This window comes from Massilia sp. PAMC28688, assembly GCF_019443445.1.
In the GTDB taxonomy this organism is placed as follows: Bacteria; Pseudomonadota; Gammaproteobacteria; order Burkholderiales; family Burkholderiaceae_D; genus Telluria_A.
Genome location: NZ_CP080378.1, coordinates 1764381 through 1786372, shown reverse-complemented (window position 1 = coordinate 1786372; position 21992 = coordinate 1764381). Strand labels below are relative to the sequence as shown.

Sequence of the window (21992 nt, the reverse complement as noted above, 5' to 3'; positions counted from 1 at the left end):
CATATGTAATGTCCAAAAGAATCACGGGTCGACTCCGGTACAATACCTGCACATCAAAATTGCAAGGATGAATCAATGGAAACGATTCTGTGGGCAGGCAACCTGCTCGGCGTCGTGTACTTGTGCTTCTGGGCACTACGCGAAGATGGCGCTTTGCCAAGTAAAAAGAAGAAGAAGGTAAAGTCGCCCGATGCGTGATGTGTACTTTCTGGCGTTGCTGCCATTGATCCTGTATGCCATGGCCCGCCGGCCTTTTATTGCCGTGGGCATGTGGTTCTGGACCGCGATGTTTTTTCCCAACGCCTGGCTGTACGGCATGGGCGTCGGTATCCGCTACAACCTCATTTTTACCGCCATCGCCATCCTTGGCTACCTGGCGATGAAGGACAAGCCGCGCGTGCAGTTTGGCGCGCTGGGCGGGGTCATCTTTCTGTTCTTTTTCTGGACCACGGTATCGACCGTGATGACGGAAGGCTTGCCGGAAATCGCCTGGGAATACTGGGTGCGCTTTTTCAAGGTCATGCTGCTGTTCGTCTTCATTGTGCTGGTCCTCCAGAAAAAGCTGCATGTGGAATTCTTTGTCTGGTGTGCGGTGGCCTCGATCGGCTTTTACGGGGGGCTCGAAGCGCTCAAATTTGTCGCCAGTGGCGGCGGGCACATGATTGCAGGGTTCCACGGCCACGCCCTGGGCGACCGTAACGAGCTGGCACTGGCATTCGTCATGATCCTCCCACTGTGCGGCTATCTGGTGGGTGAATATGGCCAGCGCTCCAACCTGATCCGGCTGGGCCTGCTGGGCCTGATGGGTTTGCTGGTCGCGGCCATCATTGGTACCCAGTCACGGGGCGGCTTCCTGGCCTTGATGGGCCTTGCCGGCTATATGTTCATCAAGAGCGAACGCAAGATTTTGCTGGCGATCCTCACCGTCATCCTGGTGGCCGCCCTGTCGAACATCGTCAGTGACGACTGGGCCTCGCGCATGGATACCATCAGTGAAGCTGGCGATGATGCCTCTTTCATGGGCCGCGTGACGGCATGGAAGCTCAGCTTCATCATGGCGATGCGCCACCCGATCTTCGGCGGCGGCTTCAAGGCCCTTGAATATTTCCCGGTATGGGCCAGCCTGTCCCAGGACTTCTTCATGTATCCCTTCTTTTATACAGGTGATGCGCTGCCTAATCCGACCACGGCCCGGGCCGCGCACAGCGTGTATTTCCAGGTGATGGGCGACCATGGCTTTGTCGGACTCGGAATTTATCTGAGCTTCCTGGCCCTGGCATTCATGGGTGCCAGGAAGATCACGCTGGAGGCGCGCCGTTTTGCGGAAACGGCGTGGATCGCCCATCTGGCGTCGATGCTGCAGCTGTCGATTTTCGCATTCTGCCTCGGCGGCGCGGGACTTAGTTTTGCTTACTTCGAGATGCTGTACGCAATGTTCGGCTTGATCGTTGTCCTCAGGCTGCGCATTCTGCCGGCGGCCTCCAAGGATCTGACGCCGCTTCCGCCCAAGCAGGGCTGGCTGGGCAGAAAAAAAGGGAAGCTTGCGCTTCCCCTTGCCGGGCCACGGTCCGCTTAGCGCGGCACGATGGCGAACTGCGGGCCCAGGCCATAATTGGGCTTGACGCTGCGGTTCATGAACGTGCTCCAGGCTGCTGCACCATGGGTTCCCATAGCGTCGGCCGCGTAGGCCAGGGCCGGCTGCATGTTGGACGGGTAGCCCGTGTGCACACCCGAATAGCCCGTCATTTCGCCAACACGCAGCTTGAGCGACGCTGCCATTTCCGTACCAGCGCAAGGCAGGGCTGCGAATGCTGCCGTGTGGCTTGCCTTCCATGCCTGAGCGACGGTCGGGTAGAACGGGGCGGTCGACGTGCTGCGTACCTTCAGCGAGTAGATCGACCCGGTTACCCAGCAGGCACCGGCTTCCGTCATGCGGTTGATGGCAAACTTCGATTTCCACTGCAACAGCGGCTTGGCCTGGCTAAATCCCAGTTCCACCAGACGGCCGATGGAGGCAGTAAAGAAGTCATCTTGCCATGGAGCGATACCGGTGCCGCTGTCATAGGCGATGGCGTAGCCGTGGGTCAGCACGCCCAGCGTGGTGGCGCCTGGGTTGTTGGTGTAGTTGGCGTCGTACCAGTCCAGGTTGGTCTTCACGAAGGAAGCGAAATGGGACTTGAGCACATCGCTGTCCGGGGTGATGTAGGCCGCTTCGGCCAGGCTGCGCAGGCTCCAGGCCTGGCCGCGGACCTGGTCAGACTTGACCAGACCTTTGCTATGTTCACGATAAGCCGGGTTGCCGGAAAAGACGTTGTACATGGCCCAGAACTGCAATTCCTCGAGATAGTAGTAGTCCCCAGTGACGAGGTAGGGCACATACGCCATGCTGGCCTGGTGCGAGGTGTCATGGCTGTACGGCGTACTGCACGAGGTCGAGGTGGCGCAGGCCGGGAATGCCTCATACTTCTTGGTGGCCGGGTTGAGCGTGTCGGTGCGCGGTGCCAGCACGGTCATGTAAGGGTAGTTCAGAATGCTGACAGGGCGGTCGGTTACCTGGTCACGGTAGTGCGTGGACCAGCTACCACCGAGGTCGCCCGTGCCCAATGCCACATCCTTGAGGCGCTTGTCCATGGTCAGCAGGTAGGTTGCAGTCCAGGCCGGCATCTGGCCCAGTTCGTCGCGCCCGCCCGTGGCCGGCATGTAGGGATTCAAGAGGCCAACACCCATCGGCTCGACCTTGGTCCCGGTCCATGCGTTCTTCCATGAAGCAAGCTTGGTCTCGGTGAAGGCAATGCTGCGGTCATAGTTGGGAACCGCTTTGGTCGCCAGCAGATAAGCCACATTGTGCTTGACGTGGACCTGCGGCTCGCCGCCCCACCAGAACACCTTGCGCCAGCGGGCGTGGTGATAATGGGCCATGCCCAGCTTGGTATAGACGGTCTGGCCGCCCACTTCCACCTGTGCATCGTAAGTAATGTTTTGCGGCGCCGCCTCGAAGGCCCAGTTGTTCTCGATCGTGACGTCCACGCGGGCGCGCTGCGACGCCGTGGCCGCGCGGATGGCAAAGCGCGCGGTCAGGTGGGGGTGGGCCACGCCAGCGGCCGTCTTCAGGGGCGCCGATACCAGCCACTCGTTGTTGACCGCGCCCGAGAGCCAGGTCTTGTAGCTGCCGCTGCGCAGCAGGCTGTCGGCGGAAGCCGTATAGCTCACCCCAGCCAGGTCCAGCTTGACACTGCTGGTAAAACCGGCGTTGAGCAGGTATTCGGGCGACACGGCGCCGGCAGCAGCAGTGGCGGCCGAGGCAATCAGCTTCATGGTGGTGCTGCCGGTGGCGAGCTGGGACAGCTGCGCGGAAATGATCGCGTGGCGGACCGAACCGTCCGGGTGACGTGCCTTGACATCGACCTGCAGGGGGACGGCGCTGCCATCGAGCAGCTGACCGGTGATGGTTTGCACATTGCTCACGTGGCCTTCGGCAAATACATGGCCGAAGGTGACAGGGACATTGGTCTGGGCAGTGGTGCCAAGATTCTGGAACACGATATCGGTCACGTCGGAACCGGTTGGCACCGAAGGCGCGACCGTGGTCGGGGCGATGGTCTTCGGTGGCGCTGCCTTTTCCTTTTCCTTGTTCATGCTGGAAGTGGTATTGGCGGCGGTCATCGGGGTGTCGGCATCAGCGACGACCGGCTTCTCGGCATCCGGCATGGTGACCGTCGTGAATGCCACCACGGTCGAAGGAGCGGGCGCAGGCGCAGCCGTGTCTGCAGCGGGGGCGGGGGTGGCGACCGGGGCCGGGGCGGCCACCGGACCAGCCGTGGCGCTGTCACTACCGCCTCCACCGCCGCCACAGGCGGACAGGATTGCCCCGCTGAGCAACACCATCAAGAGGGCGGAAGGAGAGGTATGAGTACGCATTTAAGTATCCTGGGAAAAAGTTGGCATGCACTAATGCAGTACGTCAACTTTACGCCCATCAACTAAATGCCACAAGGAAACTCTAGTTCCGTACGGCAAATTTCAACGCAAAAACCACATAGTATTGGCGCATTAGCAGTGAAATTGACGGAAAATCACGCTAAAACGGTGGCTTCTTCTGCGATATTGCCTAGCTTACCAGTACTTTTTCTACTCCTCAATCTTTCCTGCAGACCAACTCAAACTGTATTTACTGATATAAAATCCGCAATTAAGTTGTTATCGCGGAATGATCGCAAAGGCGGGACCGTTGCCGTAGTTGGGCTTGACCGAGCGCGCCATGAAGCGTTGCCAGGCTTCGGCCCCGGCGCTACCGCCCACGTCGGCAGCGTATGCCAGAGCTGGCTGCATATTGGCCGGATAGCCTGCCGGCGATTTGGAGTAGCCAGTCATCTCGCCGACCGACAAGCCGAGTACCGACGCCATCAGGCGGCTGCCGCAGGGGGCCGAGAGCAAATTGGGCGGGGTGCTGGCCTTCCACGCCTTGCCCAGCGTGTTGTAGACCTCGCCCTCGGCCTTGTCCCGCACTTTCATGGAATACATGGCAGCGGTGACCCAGCACGCCTCGGGCGCTGTCATGCGGCCGATGGGGAATTTTGCCTTCCACTTGAGCAGAGGCAGCGCGTCACGGTAGCCCAGTTCCGCCACATGGCCGACAGCCGAGGTGAAAAAATCATCCATCCACGGCGCCAGTCCCGTGTTGTTGGCGTAGACGATCGCGTAACCGTGGCTCAGCACACCAAGCTTGTTGGCCTGCGCATTGTTGGTGTAGTGATCGTTGTACCACTTCAGATTGGCCTTGACGATGCTGTCCAGTGGTTTTTTCAGCGGGTCATTATCCGGGGTGATATAAGCTGCGTTGGCAATGCTGCGCAGGCCCCAGGCCTGGCCGCGCACCTGATCCGGCTTGACCAGGCCGCTGATGCCCTGGCGATAGCCCGGGTTGCTGAAAAACGCATCGAACATGCCCCAGAATTGCAGCTCTTCCAAATAATAATGGTCGCCGGTGACGATGTACGGCAGGTACGCAAAGCTCGGCTGGTGCGACATGTCGTGGGCATTCGGATTGGTGCACGCGCCCGCTGCCGCGCAGGCAGGGAAATTCTCGTAGTTTTTCGTGACGGGATTGAGCGTATCGTTTTTCTGGCCCGCGACGGTCATGTAGGGGTAGTCGTGCAGGCTGACCGGACGGCCGGTCGCCTTGTCGCGGTAGTGGATGGACCAGCTGCCAGCCAGATCGGCGGTCCCCAGCGTCGCGTCCTTGGCGCGCTCGTCCATTGTCAGCAGATAGGTGGCGGCCCAGCCGGGGAGCAAACCAATATCATCGCGTCCGCCCGTCGCCGGCATGTAGGGGGAGGCATTGCCAACGGCCATGGGCTCGCTGCGCGCGGTGAAGTGGGACTTGATCTCGTCCAGGCGGGCATGGCTCACCCGCACCGAGCGGTCGTAATTGGGCAGGGCACGGGTGGCCAGCAGATAGGGGACGTTATGCACCACGTGCAGGGATGGCTCGTCGCCCCACCACAGCACCTTGCGCCAGCGTGCGTGGTGGTAATGGGTCAGGTCCGCCTTTTTATAGACGGTGCGGCCACCAACGAGGATCTGGGCGTCGTATTTGAAATTGCGCGGAGCCGGTTCAAAAGCCCAGTTGTTTTCAATGCTGACATCCACCCGTGCCTGCTTGACACCGCTGTAGGTGCGAATGGCGAAGCGGGCGGCCAGATGCGGGTGGGGCGTGCCGTCGGACTTGACCAGGGGCGAACTCACCAGCCATTCGGCGGTGACGGGACCGTTCAGCCAGGGCGTGACCTTGCCACTGCGCAGCAAACTGTCGGCCGAGGCGCTGTAGCGCACGCCGGCCAGGTCGATCTGCACCCCGGCGCTGAAGCCGGCCGCCAGCAAGGCAGCTGCCGTGGGAGCGCTGCCGGCGCCCGGCGCCGTTCCCTTGGCAAGGATGATGCGCTGGGTCTGGGCCGCGGCCAGCTTGGGCAGCATGGCCGACATGACGGCATGGCGCACCGAGCCATCCGCGTGGCGCGCCTTGACGTCGACCTGCAGCGGTACGGTGCGGCCATCGGGTAGCTTGCCCAGCAGTTGCTGGGAAGCGCCCAGGTCACCCTGGGCAAACACCTGGCCAAAGGTCAGCGGCACGGCTAGCTGATCGGCCGAAGCCCTTGAAGTGACATGAATATCGATCAACGCGCCGCTGGCGGTATCGATCGGCAATGCCGGCGGCAAGGGGGCCAGGCCGGCTGGTGGGGCGACCACCACAGGCGGACGCGGCAGAACCACTTTCGGCGGCGTGAGCACCTTTGGCGGCGCCACCAGCGCCGGCAAGGCGCTCTTGGGAGGAACGATGGTCGGTGTCAGGCTGGCGATCACGGTACCGGGCAGGGCCGGCGCCACAGGGTCGATCAGGGCCGGTGCCGCTGCCGGCATCCGCACCGTCGACCCCTGCGTATCGAGCAGCGAACCTGGAACGGGAAGGGGGGCCGGGGGCAGGGAGACAGGGGCCGGCGCCGACGCCGGCGGCGCGGGCGCTGCCGTTACCTGGGCCGGCGCCTCGTGCGCCACGGTCAGCTGCACCGGTGCCTGAGGTGGCAGGACGGTCTCTTCCTGGGGTGCAGCGGGGCCCGCGGGCATGGGAACGGCAGGCGTGTCGACCGGCGCGGCCGGCGCCGCGACGGCGCCGACCGTGGGACCCGGCGCGGCAGCAGGCCGGTTGGAATCAATCACAATGGCAGCGGCTACCGGTTGTCCGTCCTGGGCGGCATCACCGCCACTACAGGCGGACAATGCGGTCATACTTAACAGGGAGGCGAGGACGGTACGGGTGGGGAGCGTTCGCATAATTTTCCAAGGCAACAGCGAGGTGGCAACAGTGCGCACCAATGCATGAATAAAAATGCCGTCAGAAAATTCAAAGTGCGGAATCAGGGTTGTACTGCCAAACCAACCAGGAAAAATCTTTCCAGAATGCCGACGACGCTGTTTGTATTGACCGGCGTAGTTGCACAAGATCAATACAGGAAGGGCATTATAGGTCTTCTGGACGCATTTAAAAAGAAAAAATTTGGACCTTAAAGCAATCTTGCCACCTAGAAAGATGGCAAGATGTCACCTTAGCGCCGTGGAATGATGGCAAATTGCGGGCTGTTGCCATAGTCCGGCTTGACTGTTCGTCGCTCCAGCATGGCCCACGCGTTCACGCCATTGGCGCCGCCTACGTCTGCCGCATAAGCCAGCGCCGGCTGCATGTTGGACGGGTAGCCGGCCGGCGAGTTCGAGTAGCCCGTCATTTCCCCTACCTTGAGCTTGAGCGCGGCAGCCATCTCCGGGCCGCCGCACGGCAGGTCGGCAAAACTTGCGCTATGGCTGGCTTTCCATGCTTGTTCCATGCTGGCGTACAGGGGGGCAGACGCCGTATCGCGAATTTTGAGTGTGTAGATGGCGCCTGTAATCCAGCATGCGCCCTGCCCATTCATGCGCATGATGGGAAACTGGACTTTCCAGTCCAGCAAGGGACGGGCGTCGGGAAATCCCAGTTCCGCGAGGTGACCTACGGCCGAGGTGAAAAAATCGTCCATCCAGGGAGCAACACCGGTGCCGTTGCCATAAGCGATGGCATAGCCGTGCGAGAGAACGCCAAGCTTGTTGGCCGCGGCATTGTGCGTGTATTGGCTGTTGTACCAGGCCATATTGCTCTCGACGATAAAGCGCAGCTGGGCACGCAGGGGATCATCGTCGGGACTGATGTATGCCGCCTGGCCAATGGTCCTCAAGGCCCAGGCCTGGCCGCGCACCTGGTCGGGCTTGACCAGTCCGCGACCGAATTCACGGTAGTGCGGGTTGCCCACGAAGCTGTTCCACACTGCCCAGAACTGCAGCTCTTCCAGATAATAATAGTCACCCGTGACGAGATAGGGCAGGTAGGCAAAGCCGGGCTGATGGGACGCGTCCACCGTGTACGGGACGGCGCAGGCGCTGCTCGTGGCGCAAGGCGGGAAGGCTTCATACTTGCGGGTGGCGGGATTGAAGGTGTCGCCGCGGGTGCCGGCCAGGGTCATGTAGGGAAAATCGTGCAGGCTGACCGGTTTGTCCGTGAGGCGGTCGCGGTAGTGGGCCGACCAGCTGCCCGCCAGGTCCGCCGTGCCGAGCATGACATCCTTGGCGCGCTTGTCCATCGACAGCAGATAGCTAGCGGCCCAGCCAGGCAACAGGCCGATATCGGGCCGCCCGCCGGTGGCGGGCATGTAGGTGACCGCCATGCCGGTCCCCATCGGCTCGGTACGGGCACCGGTGAACTGGGACTTGAGCGACGCCAGCGCCGTTTCGCTCACGACCACGCTGGTGTCGTAGTTGGGCAGCGCCCGGGTGGCGATCAGATAACCGCTATGGTGACGAATGTGAATCTGGGGAGCGCTGCCCCACCACAGCACCTTGCGCCAACGCGCGTGGTGAAAGTGGGTCAGGGCAGCCTTGCTGTAGGCAAGCCGGTCGCCCACCATGATCTGGGCGTCGTAGGTAAAGTTTTGCGGCGCTGCTTCATAGGCCCAGTTGTTTTCCAGTGTTACATCCACCCGGGCCCGGCTTTCGCCCGGCGCGGCGCGCACGGCAAAGCGCGCTGTCAGGTGGGGATGGGCCACACCGCTGGCGCTCACCAGGGGCGCCGACACCAGCCACTCGCTGGCCATCGGGCCGCTCAGCCAGGTCTTGTAGTGGCCGCTGCGCAGCAGCGCATCGGCCGATGCCGTGTAGGGCTGGCCGCCCAGCATGATGCTCACCCCGGCGCTGAAGCCGCGCGCCAGCAAGTCGTCCGGCGTGGTGGGGACTGCCGGGGCGGCCGCGCCATCCTTGATCAAGTCCACGCTTACCCGCTGCCCCGGCAACAACTGCGGCGCGCGCGTGGAGATCACAGCATGGCGTACCGAGCCGTCGTCATGGCGCGCCTTGACGTCAAGCTGCAGGGCGATGACGGTGCCATTGTCGAGGACGCCCTTGAGCGTTTCCCCGCTGCCCAGGTCACCCTGGGCAAACACCTGGCCAAAGGTCAGCGGCATGCCGGTCTGGTCGGTAACGCCGGTATTTTCCAGGATGACGCGGGTGATGGCGCCAACCACTGTACTGTCCAGCATGGCTGCCTGACGGGGCGCGCGCGCCGGGGTAGCATCCACGTTGAGCGGGTTGGGCGCAGTCGACGGGGCGGTGGTTTCATTGACGCCGCATGCCGCCAGGCTGGCCAGGCAAACAGCGGCGACGAAGCGGCGAAGGTGGGGCGATGGCAGGTTCGGCATGGGGTTCCCTTTTGCGCTAAGGGTTGAACGGAGGGGCGTTCAAAAAGCTTACTGCTGCGAAACTGATGCCATGTGGAAATATGTCAATGGGCAACATGATCCGGCGCAAACGCATGCGCCAGTGGCATGAACGAAAAAAAACCGCCCGAAGGCGGTTTTTTGTGAGCTGGAGGAATTTACTTGGAAGCGTTGGACATGTAATCCACGGCAGCCTTGACCTCGTCATCGGAAGCAGAAGAGCCGCCCTTGGCCGGCATCACGCCAGCCTTGCCGATGTAGCCCTTGATGGCATGGTCGTACAGCACGGTGTTGCCTTGCTTGATACGGACTGCCCAGGCGGCCTTGTCGCCGACCTTTGGCGCGCCAGCAACGCCGGCGCCATGGCAAGCCAGGCACGCAGTATTATAGACTTTCTGGCCATCGATGACCGCCAACTTGACCGGCGCGGCAGCAGCTGGGGCCGCAGCGGCAGGGGCGGTGGCGGCAGCAGGGGCAGCAGGGGCAGCAGCAGGGGCTGCAGCAGCCTCGGGAGCAGCAGCAGCTTCAGCCGGGGCAGCCACGACCATGGCAGGCACCGATGGCTCGCTGAACTTGGCGCCGCTCTGGTTAGCCATGTACACCACCGCGCGGGCCACTTCCACTTCGTCCAGGTCCGGGTTGCCGCCTTTGGCCGGCATGGCGCGGATGCCTTCTACCGCATGCTTGACCAGGGTATCGTAGCCTTGTGCGATACGAGCGGCCCAGCCGCCTGCATCACCGATCTTGGGTGCACCGGCGGCGCCCGACGTGTGGCAAGCGGCGCAGTTGGCGGCGTAGACGGCGTCACCGGCGAGCAGCACTTTTGGTGCGTTCGCATCCTTGAGCACGTAGTCCTGTTCGGCGACCGGGCGCAGGCGCTCGTCAATGGCTGTCGCTGACTGGCTGTCGGTACCGGCGCCGGTCAGGCGGGTAGTGGTGACGAATTCAACCAGCAGGATGATGCCGATGACAACCACCAGGAAGAAGCCGGCCACGGCAGCGGCGAGCTGCTTCGGGGTACGGATCGCGGATTCGTGTTCGTTGTGTGCGTCGCTCATGATGTCCTTAGTACTATTTTCAAAATCCTGCCTGACGCCAGCAGTCGCATGTTGATATGCAAATACCCGCCAAACCCGCGATTATAGACCCAAACCCCCTCTTTTGGAACGCAATTCATGGGCAAGGCCACACTTTTGGATTGGGCCGTGGCGGAATGCGCGCATGGGTAAAGTTGTAAGGAATAAAAGGGGCCTTGGACAAAGGCCATGGACGGCGCTGCCGAAAGGCGGTATCCTTCGCATCTCTTCAGATATCCCCTACGCGGCTGTAGCTCAGTGGATAGAGTATTGGCCTCCGAAGCCAAGGGTCGTGGGTTCGATCCCCGCCAGCCGCACCAATTTTCCTTAGAAATCCTAGAGTTGTTGAGAGTTTGCAGACTGTGTTCATGCAAACCGACAACGCGGTTCCGTAGATATGTAGTCTGCCATAACGTGGATTTTATGCAGCCTATCTTTCCCGATGTAGGTGATTGGTCCAGTGCTCGAGGCATTGGATCGGTGACCGGTAGCCTAGTGTCGAATGCTTCCGCTGACGATTGTGAAAGACTTCGATGTATCGAGGCTGTAGCCTTCATTTCCTCATGCCTGCCCTAGCGTAGACCATGGTAGCGCTCGTTTTTGTTCCCGCCCATGCGGGGGCTGCCATAAGCCCCCTTGATTGGCCCGTCCGGGCGGCTAACTCGCCTCGCGACGCAATCAGTTCCGGGCGCACGCCGCGTCTCGTGCGGCAACATCAGAGATGCTTCGGCTAGGCCCGCCTCTGGGACATTTGTTAAGTAGCTCTATATCGGATTTAAGCCAAATTGGAATTTTTTATTTCCGATTTGGCAACGCGCAGCTTTTTCAACAATGTACGAAACGGTCATGGCCGAGCGGCGACATCTTGCCCTCTTAGCGGAGTTAGTTATCGGTGAGTGCCGCCACCCCTCGCAGGCTTCTCGCAGGCTTCTCGCAAAGTTAAGAAACATCGTTTACACCATTCTTCCTAGATCGAATAATTTCCACATGGTTTGATTTGTGTCGTAGAATCAAGGTTGTGACGAAGTTTTAGATGATGGTTGATGTACATTGGCCGCAGTGACTTTCCAAATATGTTTTAGATGGTGAGTGCCCTTCCATGTGTTAGACCGCCAAATTCGAAACGTTCGGTCTTGGAAGGTGATCTCCCGGCATGGCCAATCCATGGATTCCCATTTATATCTACATCGGCACCAAGTATGTACAATAGTTCTGTTAGTGTTGTGATAGCGACAACTTGCGAGGCGAGGCGCCGTCAATCTCTCATGAATGCGGTTGACAGCGTATTGGCTCAGGAGGGTGTCAGCGTTAAAGTGATTGCAGTCGTCAACGGGGATCGGGTGGACGAAGACTGTCTGTCTGAACTTCAAAACAGGCCAGGTGTGCAAGTTGTTCGAGAAGTGCTTGGCAGTTACCCTTATGCGCTACAAATTGGACGCATCAATGTGGACACACCGTTCTTCGCGTTTTTGGACGATGACGATGAATATTTACCGTCCGCTATCAAAAACAGGCTTGCTCCACTACTTTCAGATCCATCACTTACCTTCGTGGCATCGAACGGCTGGCGTCGATTAGGTGGTATGGATCAAGCCGTTGTGAAAAACACTGGCTTGGCACAGCGCAGCCCTTTGGTGGCGCTAGCTCGGGAAAACTGGCTGGCGTCGTGTGGCGGAATGTTTCGCACGTCCGCTGTGGGATCAGAATATTTTGATGGCCGAACCGCTCATCTGGAGTGGACGTTCATCGCGTATAAGCTTGCATTAAGCCATCGATCGGAATTTGTCGATATCCCGACGTTCGTAATCAATGATTCCGCCGGGTCGTTATCCAAGTCGGACGGCTATGCGGAGGCTGAGGGCGAAGTGCTGCCCAAGATTCTGGCACTAAACCTTCCGAAAGCTGTTCGGCGCGATGTCCAAGAAAAGCTTGGTCGCTGCCTTCACAATATTGCCGCCAGAAAGAGCGCTAACGGTGACTGGTGGCATGCATGGCGACTTCACGTAGCCAGCATTTTGTGCCGCGGGGGATGGCGCTACTTGTTATATTCAAGGAAGCTTGTTCTCCCAATGCGGCGGCGCGTCTGAGTCAGTAGGGTGGAGCCAGAAGTTTCGTTGCAGTGTCACGTCAAAATTGGCGGTAAAGGGCAAGAGCATCCTGACGTTCAGCACTAGCCGCACGCAGCGTGCTTCTAATGATGCAGAACAGTTAAGACAAGATTTTGTCAAATGCCACACTTGGTCGCGCGAAATATGCACACGCGAAATTCGACAGATGGGTAACTACCCGTTTTTGCGTCGAAGTCAGCTATTGTGCTGTGACGTTCATCGTTGTGGGTGCGCCGCTCGTTATCGTCAAAACATTGTTTTGAGGTGGCTGACTAGTGCTCGATGTAGTCAGCCCGGCAGTCAGTCAGACGTATGCTGAGGCGGCGAGCGCCACGAATAGACCAGTGAACGGACCGCGCTCTTAGGATCGGACAACAGGTGTCCCACAATGTTCCTCCTGGCGCGACCTGGTACCATAGTTCCATAGCGGAGATAGCTGTTAAAGCCAAGCAGGGAGGACTGATAGCGCAGCAAGGCGATCCGTGAATCGACAAATTCTTCGACCAGCCGGCGCTGCGCCGGATCGACCGCTATCCCGAGGTCACCGTTGAGGATAGCCGCGTAACCAGCCAGCTTGGCTATCGAGGTATCGGCTGCTGCGCCTGGCTTGGTGAGGTTGTCGGGATGACGGTGCACAAGTGAAACATCTTCGCGCACAAAAATAAAGTCCCCGCGTTGAGCCAGCCGCAACCAAAACAGCCAGTCTGAACCCATCTTATAGCCGACGGGCATGCCGCCAACAGCCAATGCATCCTCGCGGATAAAGCAAGCTGAGCAGGTGGCGATCAAACTAGCCTGTAAAAAAGTGCTCTTCGGATCGTGCAACTTGAAGCGGCCCTGTTCAGGCTCGCCAATCGGCTCCGCGATCGTCGTAATGTCGACTTTGGCCCCAAACATGGCATGCGGAATATGCTTGACCGGACTTACTTTGCACGCGTCGCCGAATGCCACCACCGCACCTGGCGACTCTTCTAGGGCACTTACCAACAGGGCCAAAGTCCCGGGCAGATGCTCGTCATCGGAGTCGAGGAAGGAGACATAACGCGTCGTAGCCAGCTCCATGGCGCGGTTGCGCGCGGCAGCAACGCCGCCATTCTTGGCAAGGCGTTCGATCCGCACTGGAAAACCCGTGCGATCGCGCCACGCTTCTACTTGGCTTACCGTGTCGTCCGTGGAGGCATCATCAACTACCAGAATTTCCCGTGGCAAGGCACTTTGGCTGCGTACGCTGTCGAGCGCACGCGTAATCAGTCGGGAACGGTTGTACGACGGCATGATAACCGTGACATCAAGAAATGTTGGATTGCTAGAACTCATTGTACTTTCCTTTAAAATGAAAGGGCGAGAGCGCACGAATGCCGGACACATTATGTTTTTATTATCACACAAGCCGTCGCTCGCACGATTGCAATAGATAGTCGAAACTGTTGCGAAAGGCTCAGCATGTGATGTCGTTCAACTCACACTGATCGGTGCAGCCGATGATCGACGCAATTTTTTTGGCAATTGGGATCAGGCAGCCAACGCTGACACCGCTGTGCATTTAACGAGGCCTGACAGCGAGCAATGAAGAGAAAATATCGTTCAGCTCGCGAGATGGTGTCTTTACAACGCCGTCACGCAGATGTCATGCGGTGTGGGTAGAATAGGGGTCCCACAGGGCGAGCACGGTTGGCTGACGGGCAAACATTTTATTTTCGGAAATGATAAAATGGCATTCTTCCGCTGTCTTGTAATGTCAGCAGATGGCGCGGCACAGATGTTCAAGATTCGCCCCGGAGACATGGTGGCGTAAAATTTTGTCATCCCGTGGCCAAGGTCAGGCGTTGTAATGTTTGCGCTTGCGTAAGCAGGGCGCCTCAGGGCTTGCTCCACACCGCCAATTGCCAGGAGTGTTGCGCGCTGGCGTCGCAACGCCGGCTTCAGTTATTCGCATCAACCCAAATTGTCCTTCTCACTGAGAAAAGATGTGGTCGCGATGAATGCTGGCCGTAATAGTAGTAGCTCGACAACATTGCGCTGACGATGTTGTTTCTATAAAACAAAATTAGTTGCCGCCAATTGAACGGCCGGCATGGTGTGATATATTCTCGTTGCATTAATTGCAAAGATTAATTCTGAAACGGAACTTGATAATGAATTCAAATGATGTCGTTGCTGTAGTCGGACTGGGCTATGTTGGGATGCCGTTGGCAGTGGAGTTCGGCAAAAAACGGCCAACGATCGGATTCGATCTGTCAGAGCCAAAGATCCAGAGCTATCGCCAGTTCATTGACCCGACCGGCGAACTGTCGACCGAGCAGCTGCGCGCTGCCACCCAGCTGACGGTCGGTACCGACCCGTCCGCGCTGGCCGATGCCAAGTACATTGTCGTGGCCGTGCCTACCCCGGTCGACATTGCCCACAATCCCGACTTCACGCCTTTGGCCGGTGCCAGCAAGACTGTTGGCATGCACATGAAGAAGGGCGCCATCGTCATTTTCGAGTCCACCGTGTACCCGGGCGCGACCGAAGAAGTGTGCATCCCTATCCTGGAAAAGCATTCCGGCCTGAAGTGGAAGGAAGATTTCCATGTGGGCTTTTCGCCAGAGCGTATCAATCCGGGCGACAAGGAACATACCCTCACCACGATCCTGAAAGTGGTTTCCGGCGACGACGCCGAGACGCTGGAACTGATTGCCGCCCTGTATGAGTCGATCATCACTGCCGGCGTGCACCGCGCTTCCAGCATCAAGGTGGCGGAAGCGGCCAAGGTGATTGAAAACACCCAGCGCGACCTGAACATCGCCCTGATGAACGAACTGGCCATTATTTTCGACAAGATCGGCATCGACACCCTGGAAGTGCTCAAGGCTGCCGGCACCAAGTGGAACTTCCTGCCATTCCGCCCGGGCCTGGTGGGCGGCCACTGCATCGGCGTCGATCCTTACTACCTGACCCACAAGGCCGAGATGGTCGGCTACCACCCGCAAGTGATCCTGGCTGGCCGCCGCATCAACGACGGCATGGCCAAGTTTGTTGCCGAGAAAACCGTCAAGTCCATCATTGGCGCCGGTTTCCACGTCAAGGGTGCCAAGGTGAACGTGATTGGCTTGACCTTCAAGGAAAACTGCCCGGATCTGCGCAACTCCAAGGTGGCCGACATTGTCTACGAATTGCAGTCCTATGGCGTGGATGTGCGCGTGTTCGATCCGGTTGCCGATGCCGCTGAAGCCCAGCACGAATACGGCATCAAGCTCGACAAGTGGGAAGACCTGCCCCAGGCCGATGCCATTGTTGCCGCCGTGCCGCACAAGGAAGTCATGGCCATTTCCATGGCCGACCTGCAGTCCAAGCTGAACCCCAACGGCTGCTTCATCGACGTCAAGGCCCAGTTCGACCAGCACGCCCTGAAGGATGCCGGTTACTGCGTGTGGCGCCTGTAAGCATTTGACGTCTCTTCATTTTTACCGTTTGATCAGGAAAGCACCAGCCAGTGAATAAGTTTGCCGAACAACAGCTGCATCTGCGCGACAACAGCTACCACTGGCTCGTGACCGGCGCCGCGGGCTTTATCGGGTCCAATCTGGTCGAGACGCTGCTGCGGCTCAACCAGAAGGTCACCGGTCTCGACAATTTTGCAACGGGCCACCGCTACAACCTCGACGAAGTGCGCGAGCAGGTCGGCGAGGACGCCTGGTCGCGCTTTACGTTCCAGGAGGGCGACATCCGCCAGCTGGCCGATTGCGCGCGCGCCTGCGAAGGCGTGGACTTTGTGCTGCACCAGGCCGCGCTCGGTTCTGTGTCGCGCTCCATCGCCGATCCGATCACCAGTAACGATGTCAACGTCACCGGCTTCTTGAACATGCTCACGGCCGCGCGCGATGCCAAGGTGCGCCGTTTTGTGTACGCCGCTTCCAGTTCCACCTATGGCGATCATCCGGCCCTGCCCAAGATCGAGTCGCAGATCGGCAAGCCGCTCTCGCCTTACGCCGTGACCAAATACGTCAACGAATTGTTTGCCGACGTCTTTGCGCGCTGCTACCAGACCGAGTCGATCGGCTTGCGCTACTTTAATGTGTTCGGTCCGCGCCAGGACCCGCACGGGGCCTATGCCGCCGTGATTCCGCAATGGATTGCCGCCCTGATTGAAAACCGGCCGCTGTTCATCAATGGCGATGGCGAGACCAGCCGCGATTTCTGTTTTATCGACAATGTCGTACAGGCCAATATCTTGTCGGCCATGGCGCCGTCGGAAGCGGCCAACCAGGTCTACAACGTGGCGCTCAACGAGCGTACCAGCCTGAACCAGCTGCACCAGATGATGTGTGCCCTGCTGCGCCAGCGCTATCCCCATGTCGAGGGGCACCAGCCGCAGTTTAAGGATTTCCGCGCCGGCGACGTACGCCATTCCCAGGCCGATATTTCCAAGGCAGCGACCCTGCTCGGGTTTGCGCCCACCCATCGCATTGGCGAAGGCTTGCAGCAGGCGATGGAATGGTATATCGACCACCTTGACCGTACGCGCTAAGGCCGTCAGGCCGGGAAGCGCGGGAGGCCCGCGCCTCCTGCCGCCTCCAGGCAGGAAAAAAAAGAATACCGGAGGAAAAAGTGTTAAAGATCTCTAATCACTACGTTTCGAAAATAGTGTTTTTCCTATTGTTCGTCGAAGTGCTGGTGCTGGTCGGTTCGGCCTACGCAGGCGCCGCCGTGCGCGTCATGCACCTGCCGGACGGCGCCGCGCCGCCCGTGTTCGAACACTTTTTCATGTCCGCCCTTGCCTTTGCCTGCGCCATCATCTTTTCCATGAGCGCCATGGGCATGTACCAGCTCAATTTCACCGAAGGCTTGCGCGACCCCTTCTTCCTCAAGCTCATGCCCTCGTTTGCCATGGGCTTCGTGATCCTGACCCTGATTTTCTACGTCGCGCCCGAGCTGCAAATTGGCCGCGGCATCCTGGCGGCCGTGTTTGTGATTGCCGCCATGGGTATCTTTGTGGCCCGCATCATCTTCTTCAAGACGTCGGAGCTGCGGTTCCTCGAGTCGCGCATCATCTTCCTGGGCAGCGGGCCCCTGGCCAAGGAATGCAGCGACCTGGCCATCCATAACACCAGCTACCACAAGTACGATATCGCCGGCTTTGTCAGCGCCGTGGCCGAAGAAGAAGTGTGCATCCCGCCGTCGAAGCTGCTGAAACTGCGCGAAGGCGAGTCGCTTGCCTCGCTGGCCGTGGCCCATAACGTGGAAGAGATCGTGGTCTCAGTGCAAAACCGCCGCGGCGGCGGTTTTCCCATCAAGGAACTGCTCGACTGCAAGCTGCAAGGCATCAAGGTCACCGACGCCGCCAATTTTTTCGAGCGGGAATCCTGCCAGATCCGGGTCGATTCCCTGCAGCCAAGCTGGCTGGTCTTTGGCGGCGGCTTCGACCAGAGCTTCATCCGCTCCTTCATGAAGCGCGGCTTTGACCTGGTGTGCAGCGGCATCATCCTCACCGCCACCTTCCCCATCATGGTCATCACCGGCATCCTGATCTACCTGGAAGACCGCTCGCCTATTTTTTATCAGCAAGAACGCGTGGGCCTGGATGGCCATTCCTTCAATGTGCTCAAGTTCCGCAGCATGCGCAACGATGCAGAAAAAGGTGGCAAGCCGCAGTGGGCCGCCCAGAATGACCCGCGCGTGACGCGCATCGGCAACTTCATCCGCAAGACCCGGATCGACGAACTGCCCCAGATCCTCAACGTGTTCAAGGGCGAGATGAGTTTTGTCGGCCCCCGGCCCGAGCGTCCTTACTTCGTCGAGCAACTGATTGAAGTGCTGCCCTACTACAATGTCCGCCACAGCATCAAGCCGGGCATCACCGGCTGGGCGCAGGTACGCTATGGTTACGGCGCTTCCACGGATGATTCATTGCAAAAGTTGCAATATGACCTGTACTATGTGAAGAACAATAGCTTGTTCCTCGATATCCTGATCCTGATCGACACGCTCAAAGTCGTCCTGTTCCGCAGCGGCCGATAAGCGGCGGGTATTGCGGGCAATCCTCTGCACATGATGGCTGCCAAGATGGATGGATTACTTTGACCAGTATTGCAACGTACAGCTATGGCATCGCTGCCTTCGCCTTCCTGATCCTGAGCTTCATGCTCATGACGCGCTGGCGCAGCCGCACCCACGCCAGCGCCATCACCCTGGCCTCGCTCGCCACCATGCTGTGGGGCGCGGTGCTGGCCTGGCAATCGACCCAGCTGGTCGGCTGGTCGGCCTGGAGTGATGCCCTCGAGGTCGTGCGCAGCGCCGCCTGGTGCGCCTTCCTGCTTATCTTGCTGGGCAATTACCGCAATCCCGACAGCACACTGCCCTTCAAGCTCAATGTCTGGGTGCTGGCCGTGGCCACCTTCTTCCTCGTGTTTTTCTTTGGCACCGTGGCCGGCTACTGGCATCTGGAAATGGTCCACACGATTGGCCTCATGCCCAGCGTCACGGCCCGCGTTGCCATCGCCGTGCTCGGGATTGTGCTGGTCGAGCAGCTCTACCGCAACAAGAGCATGCAGGAGCGCTGGGCCGTCAAGTTTGCCTGCCTGGGCATCGGCGCCATGTTCGCCTACGACTTCTACCTGTACAGCAACGCCATGCTGTTCCAGGCCGTCGATCCGGACATCTGGGCCGCGCGCGGACTGATCAATGCGCTGACGGTCCCCTTGATTGCCTTTTCGATTGGCCGCAGCGCGTCCTGGTCGGCCGGGGGCCTGGCCCTGTCGCGCCGCGTCATGTTCCATACCGCCGCGCTGTTCGGCTCGGCCATCTACCTGCTGGCCATGGGCTCGGCCGGCTACTACCTGCGCTTTGTCGGGGGCAGCTGGGGGACGGTCATGCAGATGGCTTTTCTGTTCGGCGCCCTGATCCTGCTGGTGGTGATCCTGTTTTCGGGCACCTTCCGCTCCTGGCTCAAGGTATTCATCAGCAAGCATTTTTACCGCTACAACTACGACTATCGCGAAGAATGGCTGCGTTTTACCCGCACCCTGTCCGAAGCGGGGCCGGGGCTGGGCGTGCGCACCATCCAGGCCGTGGCGGAACTGGTGGAGAGTCCCGGCGGCGTCTTGTTCGTCAAGCGCGAGAGCGGCAGATACGTGCCGGACGCCTACTGGCATGTGCCGGCGGTCGACGTGGCGGAAGCGGCCGACTCACCCTTCAGTCAGTTCCTGGAAAGCAAGCAATGGGTGGTGGACCTGATCGAGTGCCAGGAACAGCCCCAGCTCTACGATGACGTTCCCATGCCGGCCTGGCTCAAGCAATTTCCCCGTGCCCGGCTGATCGTGCCCCTGATCATGCAGAACAAGCTGTTCGGCTTCATGCTGCTGACCCAGCCGCGCAGCCGCGTCGTGTTCAACTGGGAAGTGATTGACCTGCTCAAGATTGCCGGCAACCAGGCCGCCAGCTACCTGGCCCAGCAGGAAGCAGCCACGGCGTTGATGGTGGCGCGCCAGTTCGAGTCCTTCAACCGCATGTCCACCTTTGTCGTGCACGACCTCAAGAACCTGGTGTCGCAATTGTCGCTGATGATCCTGAACGCTGAAAAGCACCGCGACAATCCCGAATTCCAGCGCGACATGCTCGACACGGTCGACTACTCGGTGCAGAAAATGCGCCTGCTGCTGCAAAAGCTTTCGCGCAGCGAGTCGCCCGAGCACATGGCGCCGCTGGCCATCGACAAGGTGCTGACCCAGGCGGTGGCACTCAAGGCCGCGTTCGAGCCGCATCCGGTGCTTGATATTGCCGAGTCGGGCCTGAAAGTACTGGCCGACCGCGAGCGGCTCGAGCGCGTGCTGGGCCACCTGATCCAGAATGCGATTGAAGCCACGCCGCGCGACGGCACGGTCTCGGTTGCCCTGCGCCGCGGTGACGGCGAAGTTGTCATTACCGTGGCCGACACCGGCGCCGGCATGAGCGAGCAATTCATCCGGGAGCGCCTGTTCAAACCCTTTGAATCGACCAAATCGGCCGGCATGGGCATCGGCGTGTTTGAAAGCCGCGAATACATCGGCGAGCTTGGCGGCCGGCTCGATGTCATCAGCGCGCCCGGTGCCGGCACCACCATTCATGTTATGTTGCCCTTGTACCGCCCCGAGGCGCACAATAGCGACACTGCCGTCCGTCGGCCTGAGGAATTTTCGTGACACAGAACAAACCAAAACTGCTCATTATCGAGGACGATCCCGGTCTGCAAAAGCAGCTCAAATGGAGCTTTGACGCCTACGAAGTCGTGGTGGCCGGCGACCGCGAAGCGGCACTGGCGCAAATTCGCCGCCATGAGCCGGCCGTCGTCACCATGGACCTGGGCCTGCCGCCCGACCCGGACGGCGCCACCGAGGGCCTGGCCACGCTGCAGCAGATCCTGGCGCTGGCGCCGGCCACGCGCGTGATTGTCCTGACCGGAAACCAGGACCACGCCAACGCGGTCAAGGCAATCGCCCTGGGCGCCTACGACTTTCACCAGAAGCCGTGCGACAGCGAAGTGCTCAACCTGGTGGTCAAGCGCGCCTTTTTCCTGCACGCGCTGCAGCAGGAAAACCAGCGCATGCTGCAGATGCAGGCCGATTCGCCGATGGCTGGTCTCATCACGCGCGACGCCGGCATGCTCAAGGTGTGTCGCAACCTCGAAAAAGTCGCGCCCACCACGGCCTCGGTCATGGTGCTGGGCGAGAGCGGCACCGGTAAGGAAGTCCTCGCCCGTGCCCTGCACCAGCTTAGCCCGCGCGCCAACAACCGCTTCATGGCCATCAACTGCGCGGCGATTCCCGAGAATCTGCTCGAGAGCGAACTGTTTGGCTATGAAAAGGGCGCCTACACCGGGGCGGCCAAGCAGACCAAGGGCAAGGTCGAACTGGCCAACGGCGGCACCTTCTTCCTCGACGAAGTGGGCGACCTGCCCATGGCGCTGCAGGCCAAGCTGCTGCGCTTTTTGCAGGAGCGCGTGATCGAACGCGTGGGTGGGCACGAAGAGATTCCGGTGGACGTGCGGATTGTCTGCGCAACCCACCAGAACCTGAAGGAGCTGACCACCGCCGGCCGCTTCCGCGAAGACTTGTACTACCGCCTGTCCGAGATCGTGGTTACCATTCCGCCGCTGCGGGCGCGCCTGGGCGACGCCGCGCTGCTGGCGCATCACTTCAAGAACAAGTTCAGCGCCCAGGAATCGCGTTCGGGCCTGCACTTTTCCAGCGAAGCGATGACGGCCATCGAAACCTACGGCTGGCCGGGCAATGTGCGCGAGATGGAAAACTGCATCAAGCGTGCGGTCATCATGACCGACGGTCCGTCGATCAGTGCCGACGACCTGGGCCTGGCTGCGGCGGCGCCCGAAGACGAGCCGCTCAACCTGCGCCAGGTGCGCGACGAAGCCGAATACAAGGCCATCGTCAAGGCCCTGGCCCGGGTCGATGGCAACATCGTCAAGGCGTCCGAGCTGCTTGGCATCAGCCGGCCGACCATGTATGACCTCATGAGCCGTCACAACATCAAGTCCGGCGCCTGAC

At 60.0% G+C, this 21992-nt stretch carries 13 protein-coding genes and 1 tRNA gene; 9 read left to right on the top strand and 5 right to left on the bottom strand.

The window, feature by feature from the left end:
• Nucleotides 1-75: 75 nt before the first annotated feature.
• Nucleotides 76-198, top strand: coding sequence for a hypothetical protein (locus tag KY495_RS24210; protein ID WP_267876169.1), 123 nt, complete (start codon nt 76-78; stop codon nt 196-198).
• Entirely contained in the window at nt 191-1576 is a 1386-nt protein-coding gene (locus KY495_RS07990; RefSeq protein ID WP_219883127.1) for a putative O-glycosylation ligase, exosortase A system-associated, read from the top strand. Before KY495_RS24210 ends, KY495_RS07990 begins: the two co-directional genes overlap by 8 nt.
• Here the strand turns inward: KY495_RS07990 and KY495_RS07985 are convergent.
• From KY495_RS07985 to KY495_RS07970, 4 genes are all read right to left on the bottom strand, one after another.
• On the bottom strand, nt 1573-3918 hold the full coding sequence (locus KY495_RS07985; RefSeq protein WP_229518536.1) for a hypothetical protein: 2346 nt from the start codon (nt 3916-3918) through the stop codon (nt 1573-1575). The two genes, KY495_RS07990 and KY495_RS07985, sit on opposite strands and share 4 nt — an antisense overlap.
• 279 nt (nt 3919-4197) lie before the next feature.
• Nucleotides 4198-6828 carry a hypothetical protein gene (locus KY495_RS07980; RefSeq protein WP_229518535.1) on the bottom strand — a complete coding sequence of 877 codons (2631 nt, stop codon included), beginning with the start codon at nt 6826-6828 and terminating at the stop codon, nt 4198-4200.
• 272 nt (nt 6829-7100) lie between these two features.
• Nucleotides 7101-9272 (bottom strand): hypothetical protein, encoded by a 2172-nt coding sequence (locus KY495_RS07975; protein ID WP_229518534.1) that lies wholly within the window; start codon nt 9270-9272, stop codon nt 7101-7103.
• 176 nt (nt 9273-9448) lie between these two features.
• Nucleotides 9449-10348 carry a cytochrome c5 family protein gene (locus KY495_RS07970; protein WP_219883126.1) on the bottom strand — a complete coding sequence of 300 codons (900 nt, stop codon included), beginning with the start codon at nt 10346-10348 and terminating at the stop codon, nt 9449-9451.
• A gap of 262 nt (nt 10349-10610) precedes the next feature.
• On the opposite strand from KY495_RS07970, the gene KY495_RS07965 reads away from it, so the two are divergent.
• Both KY495_RS07965 and KY495_RS07960 read left to right on the top strand, forming a co-directional pair.
• A tRNA-Arg gene (locus KY495_RS07965) sits at nt 10611-10686 on the top strand.
• A gap of 762 nt (nt 10687-11448) precedes the next feature.
• The gene (locus tag KY495_RS07960; RefSeq protein ID WP_307728256.1) at nt 11449-12453 is read left to right on the top strand and encodes a glycosyltransferase family A protein; all 1005 of its coding nucleotides are present in this window, start codon (nt 11449-11451) and stop codon (nt 12451-12453) included.
• A 321-nt stretch (nt 12454-12774) separates the two neighbouring features.
• On the opposite strand, the gene KY495_RS07955 is transcribed toward KY495_RS07960, so the two are convergent.
• Nucleotides 12775-13791, bottom strand: a complete 1017-nt coding sequence (locus tag KY495_RS07955; RefSeq protein WP_219883124.1) for a glycosyltransferase family 2 protein — start codon at nt 13789-13791, stop codon at nt 12775-12777.
• A gap of 818 nt (nt 13792-14609) precedes the next feature.
• Between KY495_RS07955 and KY495_RS07950 the strand changes: the two genes are divergently transcribed.
• The 5 genes from KY495_RS07950 (at nt 14610) to prsR (ending at nt 21991) form a co-directional block, all read left to right on the top strand.
• Nucleotides 14610-15899: a nucleotide sugar dehydrogenase gene (locus KY495_RS07950; RefSeq protein WP_219883123.1), complete on the top strand. Its 1290-nt coding sequence runs from the start codon at nt 14610-14612 to the stop codon at nt 15897-15899.
• Between the two features lie 50 nt (nt 15900-15949).
• On the top strand, nt 15950-16984 hold the full coding sequence (locus tag KY495_RS07945; RefSeq protein WP_219883122.1) for an SDR family oxidoreductase: 1035 nt from the start codon (nt 15950-15952) through the stop codon (nt 16982-16984).
• A 116-nt stretch (nt 16985-17100) separates the two neighbouring features.
• A complete protein-coding gene (locus tag KY495_RS07940) occupies nt 17101-18474 on the top strand; it encodes a TIGR03013 family XrtA/PEP-CTERM system glycosyltransferase (protein ID WP_267876168.1) in 1374 nt (457 codons plus the stop codon).
• Nucleotides 18475-18533: 59 nt separating this feature from the next.
• Complete coding sequence (prsK, locus tag KY495_RS07935; RefSeq protein ID WP_219883120.1) at nt 18534-20633, top strand: XrtA/PEP-CTERM system histidine kinase PrsK; 2100 nt, start codon at nt 18534-18536, stop codon at nt 20631-20633.
• Nucleotides 20630-21991, top strand: a complete 1362-nt coding sequence (gene prsR, locus KY495_RS07930; protein WP_219883119.1) for a PEP-CTERM-box response regulator transcription factor — start codon at nt 20630-20632, stop codon at nt 21989-21991. Before prsK ends, prsR begins: the two co-directional genes overlap by 4 nt.
• The last annotated feature ends 1 nt before the right edge of the window (nt 21992 follow it).

Bases quoted from the DNA above. Each gene is read 5' to 3' on its own strand.
- KY495_RS07970 (WP_219883126.1), bottom strand. From the start codon at position 10,348: ATGAGCGACGCACACAACGAACACGAATCCGCGATCCGTACCCCGAAG.
- KY495_RS07985 (WP_229518536.1), bottom strand. From the start codon at position 3,918: ATGCGTACTCATACCTCTCCTTCCGCCCTCTTGATGGTGTTGCTCAGC.
- KY495_RS07955 (WP_219883124.1), bottom strand. From the start codon at position 13,791: ATGAGTTCTAGCAATCCAACATTTCTTGATGTCACGGTTATCATGCCG.
- KY495_RS07960 (WP_307728256.1), top strand. From the start codon at position 11,449: ATGGTGAGTGCCCTTCCATGTGTTAGACCGCCAAATTCGAAACGTTCG.
- KY495_RS07975 (WP_229518534.1), bottom strand. From the start codon at position 9,272: ATGCCGAACCTGCCATCGCCCCACCTTCGCCGCTTCGTCGCCGCTGTT.
- KY495_RS07980 (WP_229518535.1), bottom strand. From the start codon at position 6,828: ATGCGAACGCTCCCCACCCGTACCGTCCTCGCCTCCCTGTTAAGTATG.
- KY495_RS07950 (WP_219883123.1), top strand. From the start codon at position 14,610: ATGAATTCAAATGATGTCGTTGCTGTAGTCGGACTGGGCTATGTTGGG.
- KY495_RS07990 (WP_219883127.1), top strand. From the start codon at position 191: ATGCGTGATGTGTACTTTCTGGCGTTGCTGCCATTGATCCTGTATGCC.
- KY495_RS24210 (WP_267876169.1), top strand. From the start codon at position 76: ATGGAAACGATTCTGTGGGCAGGCAACCTGCTCGGCGTCGTGTACTTG.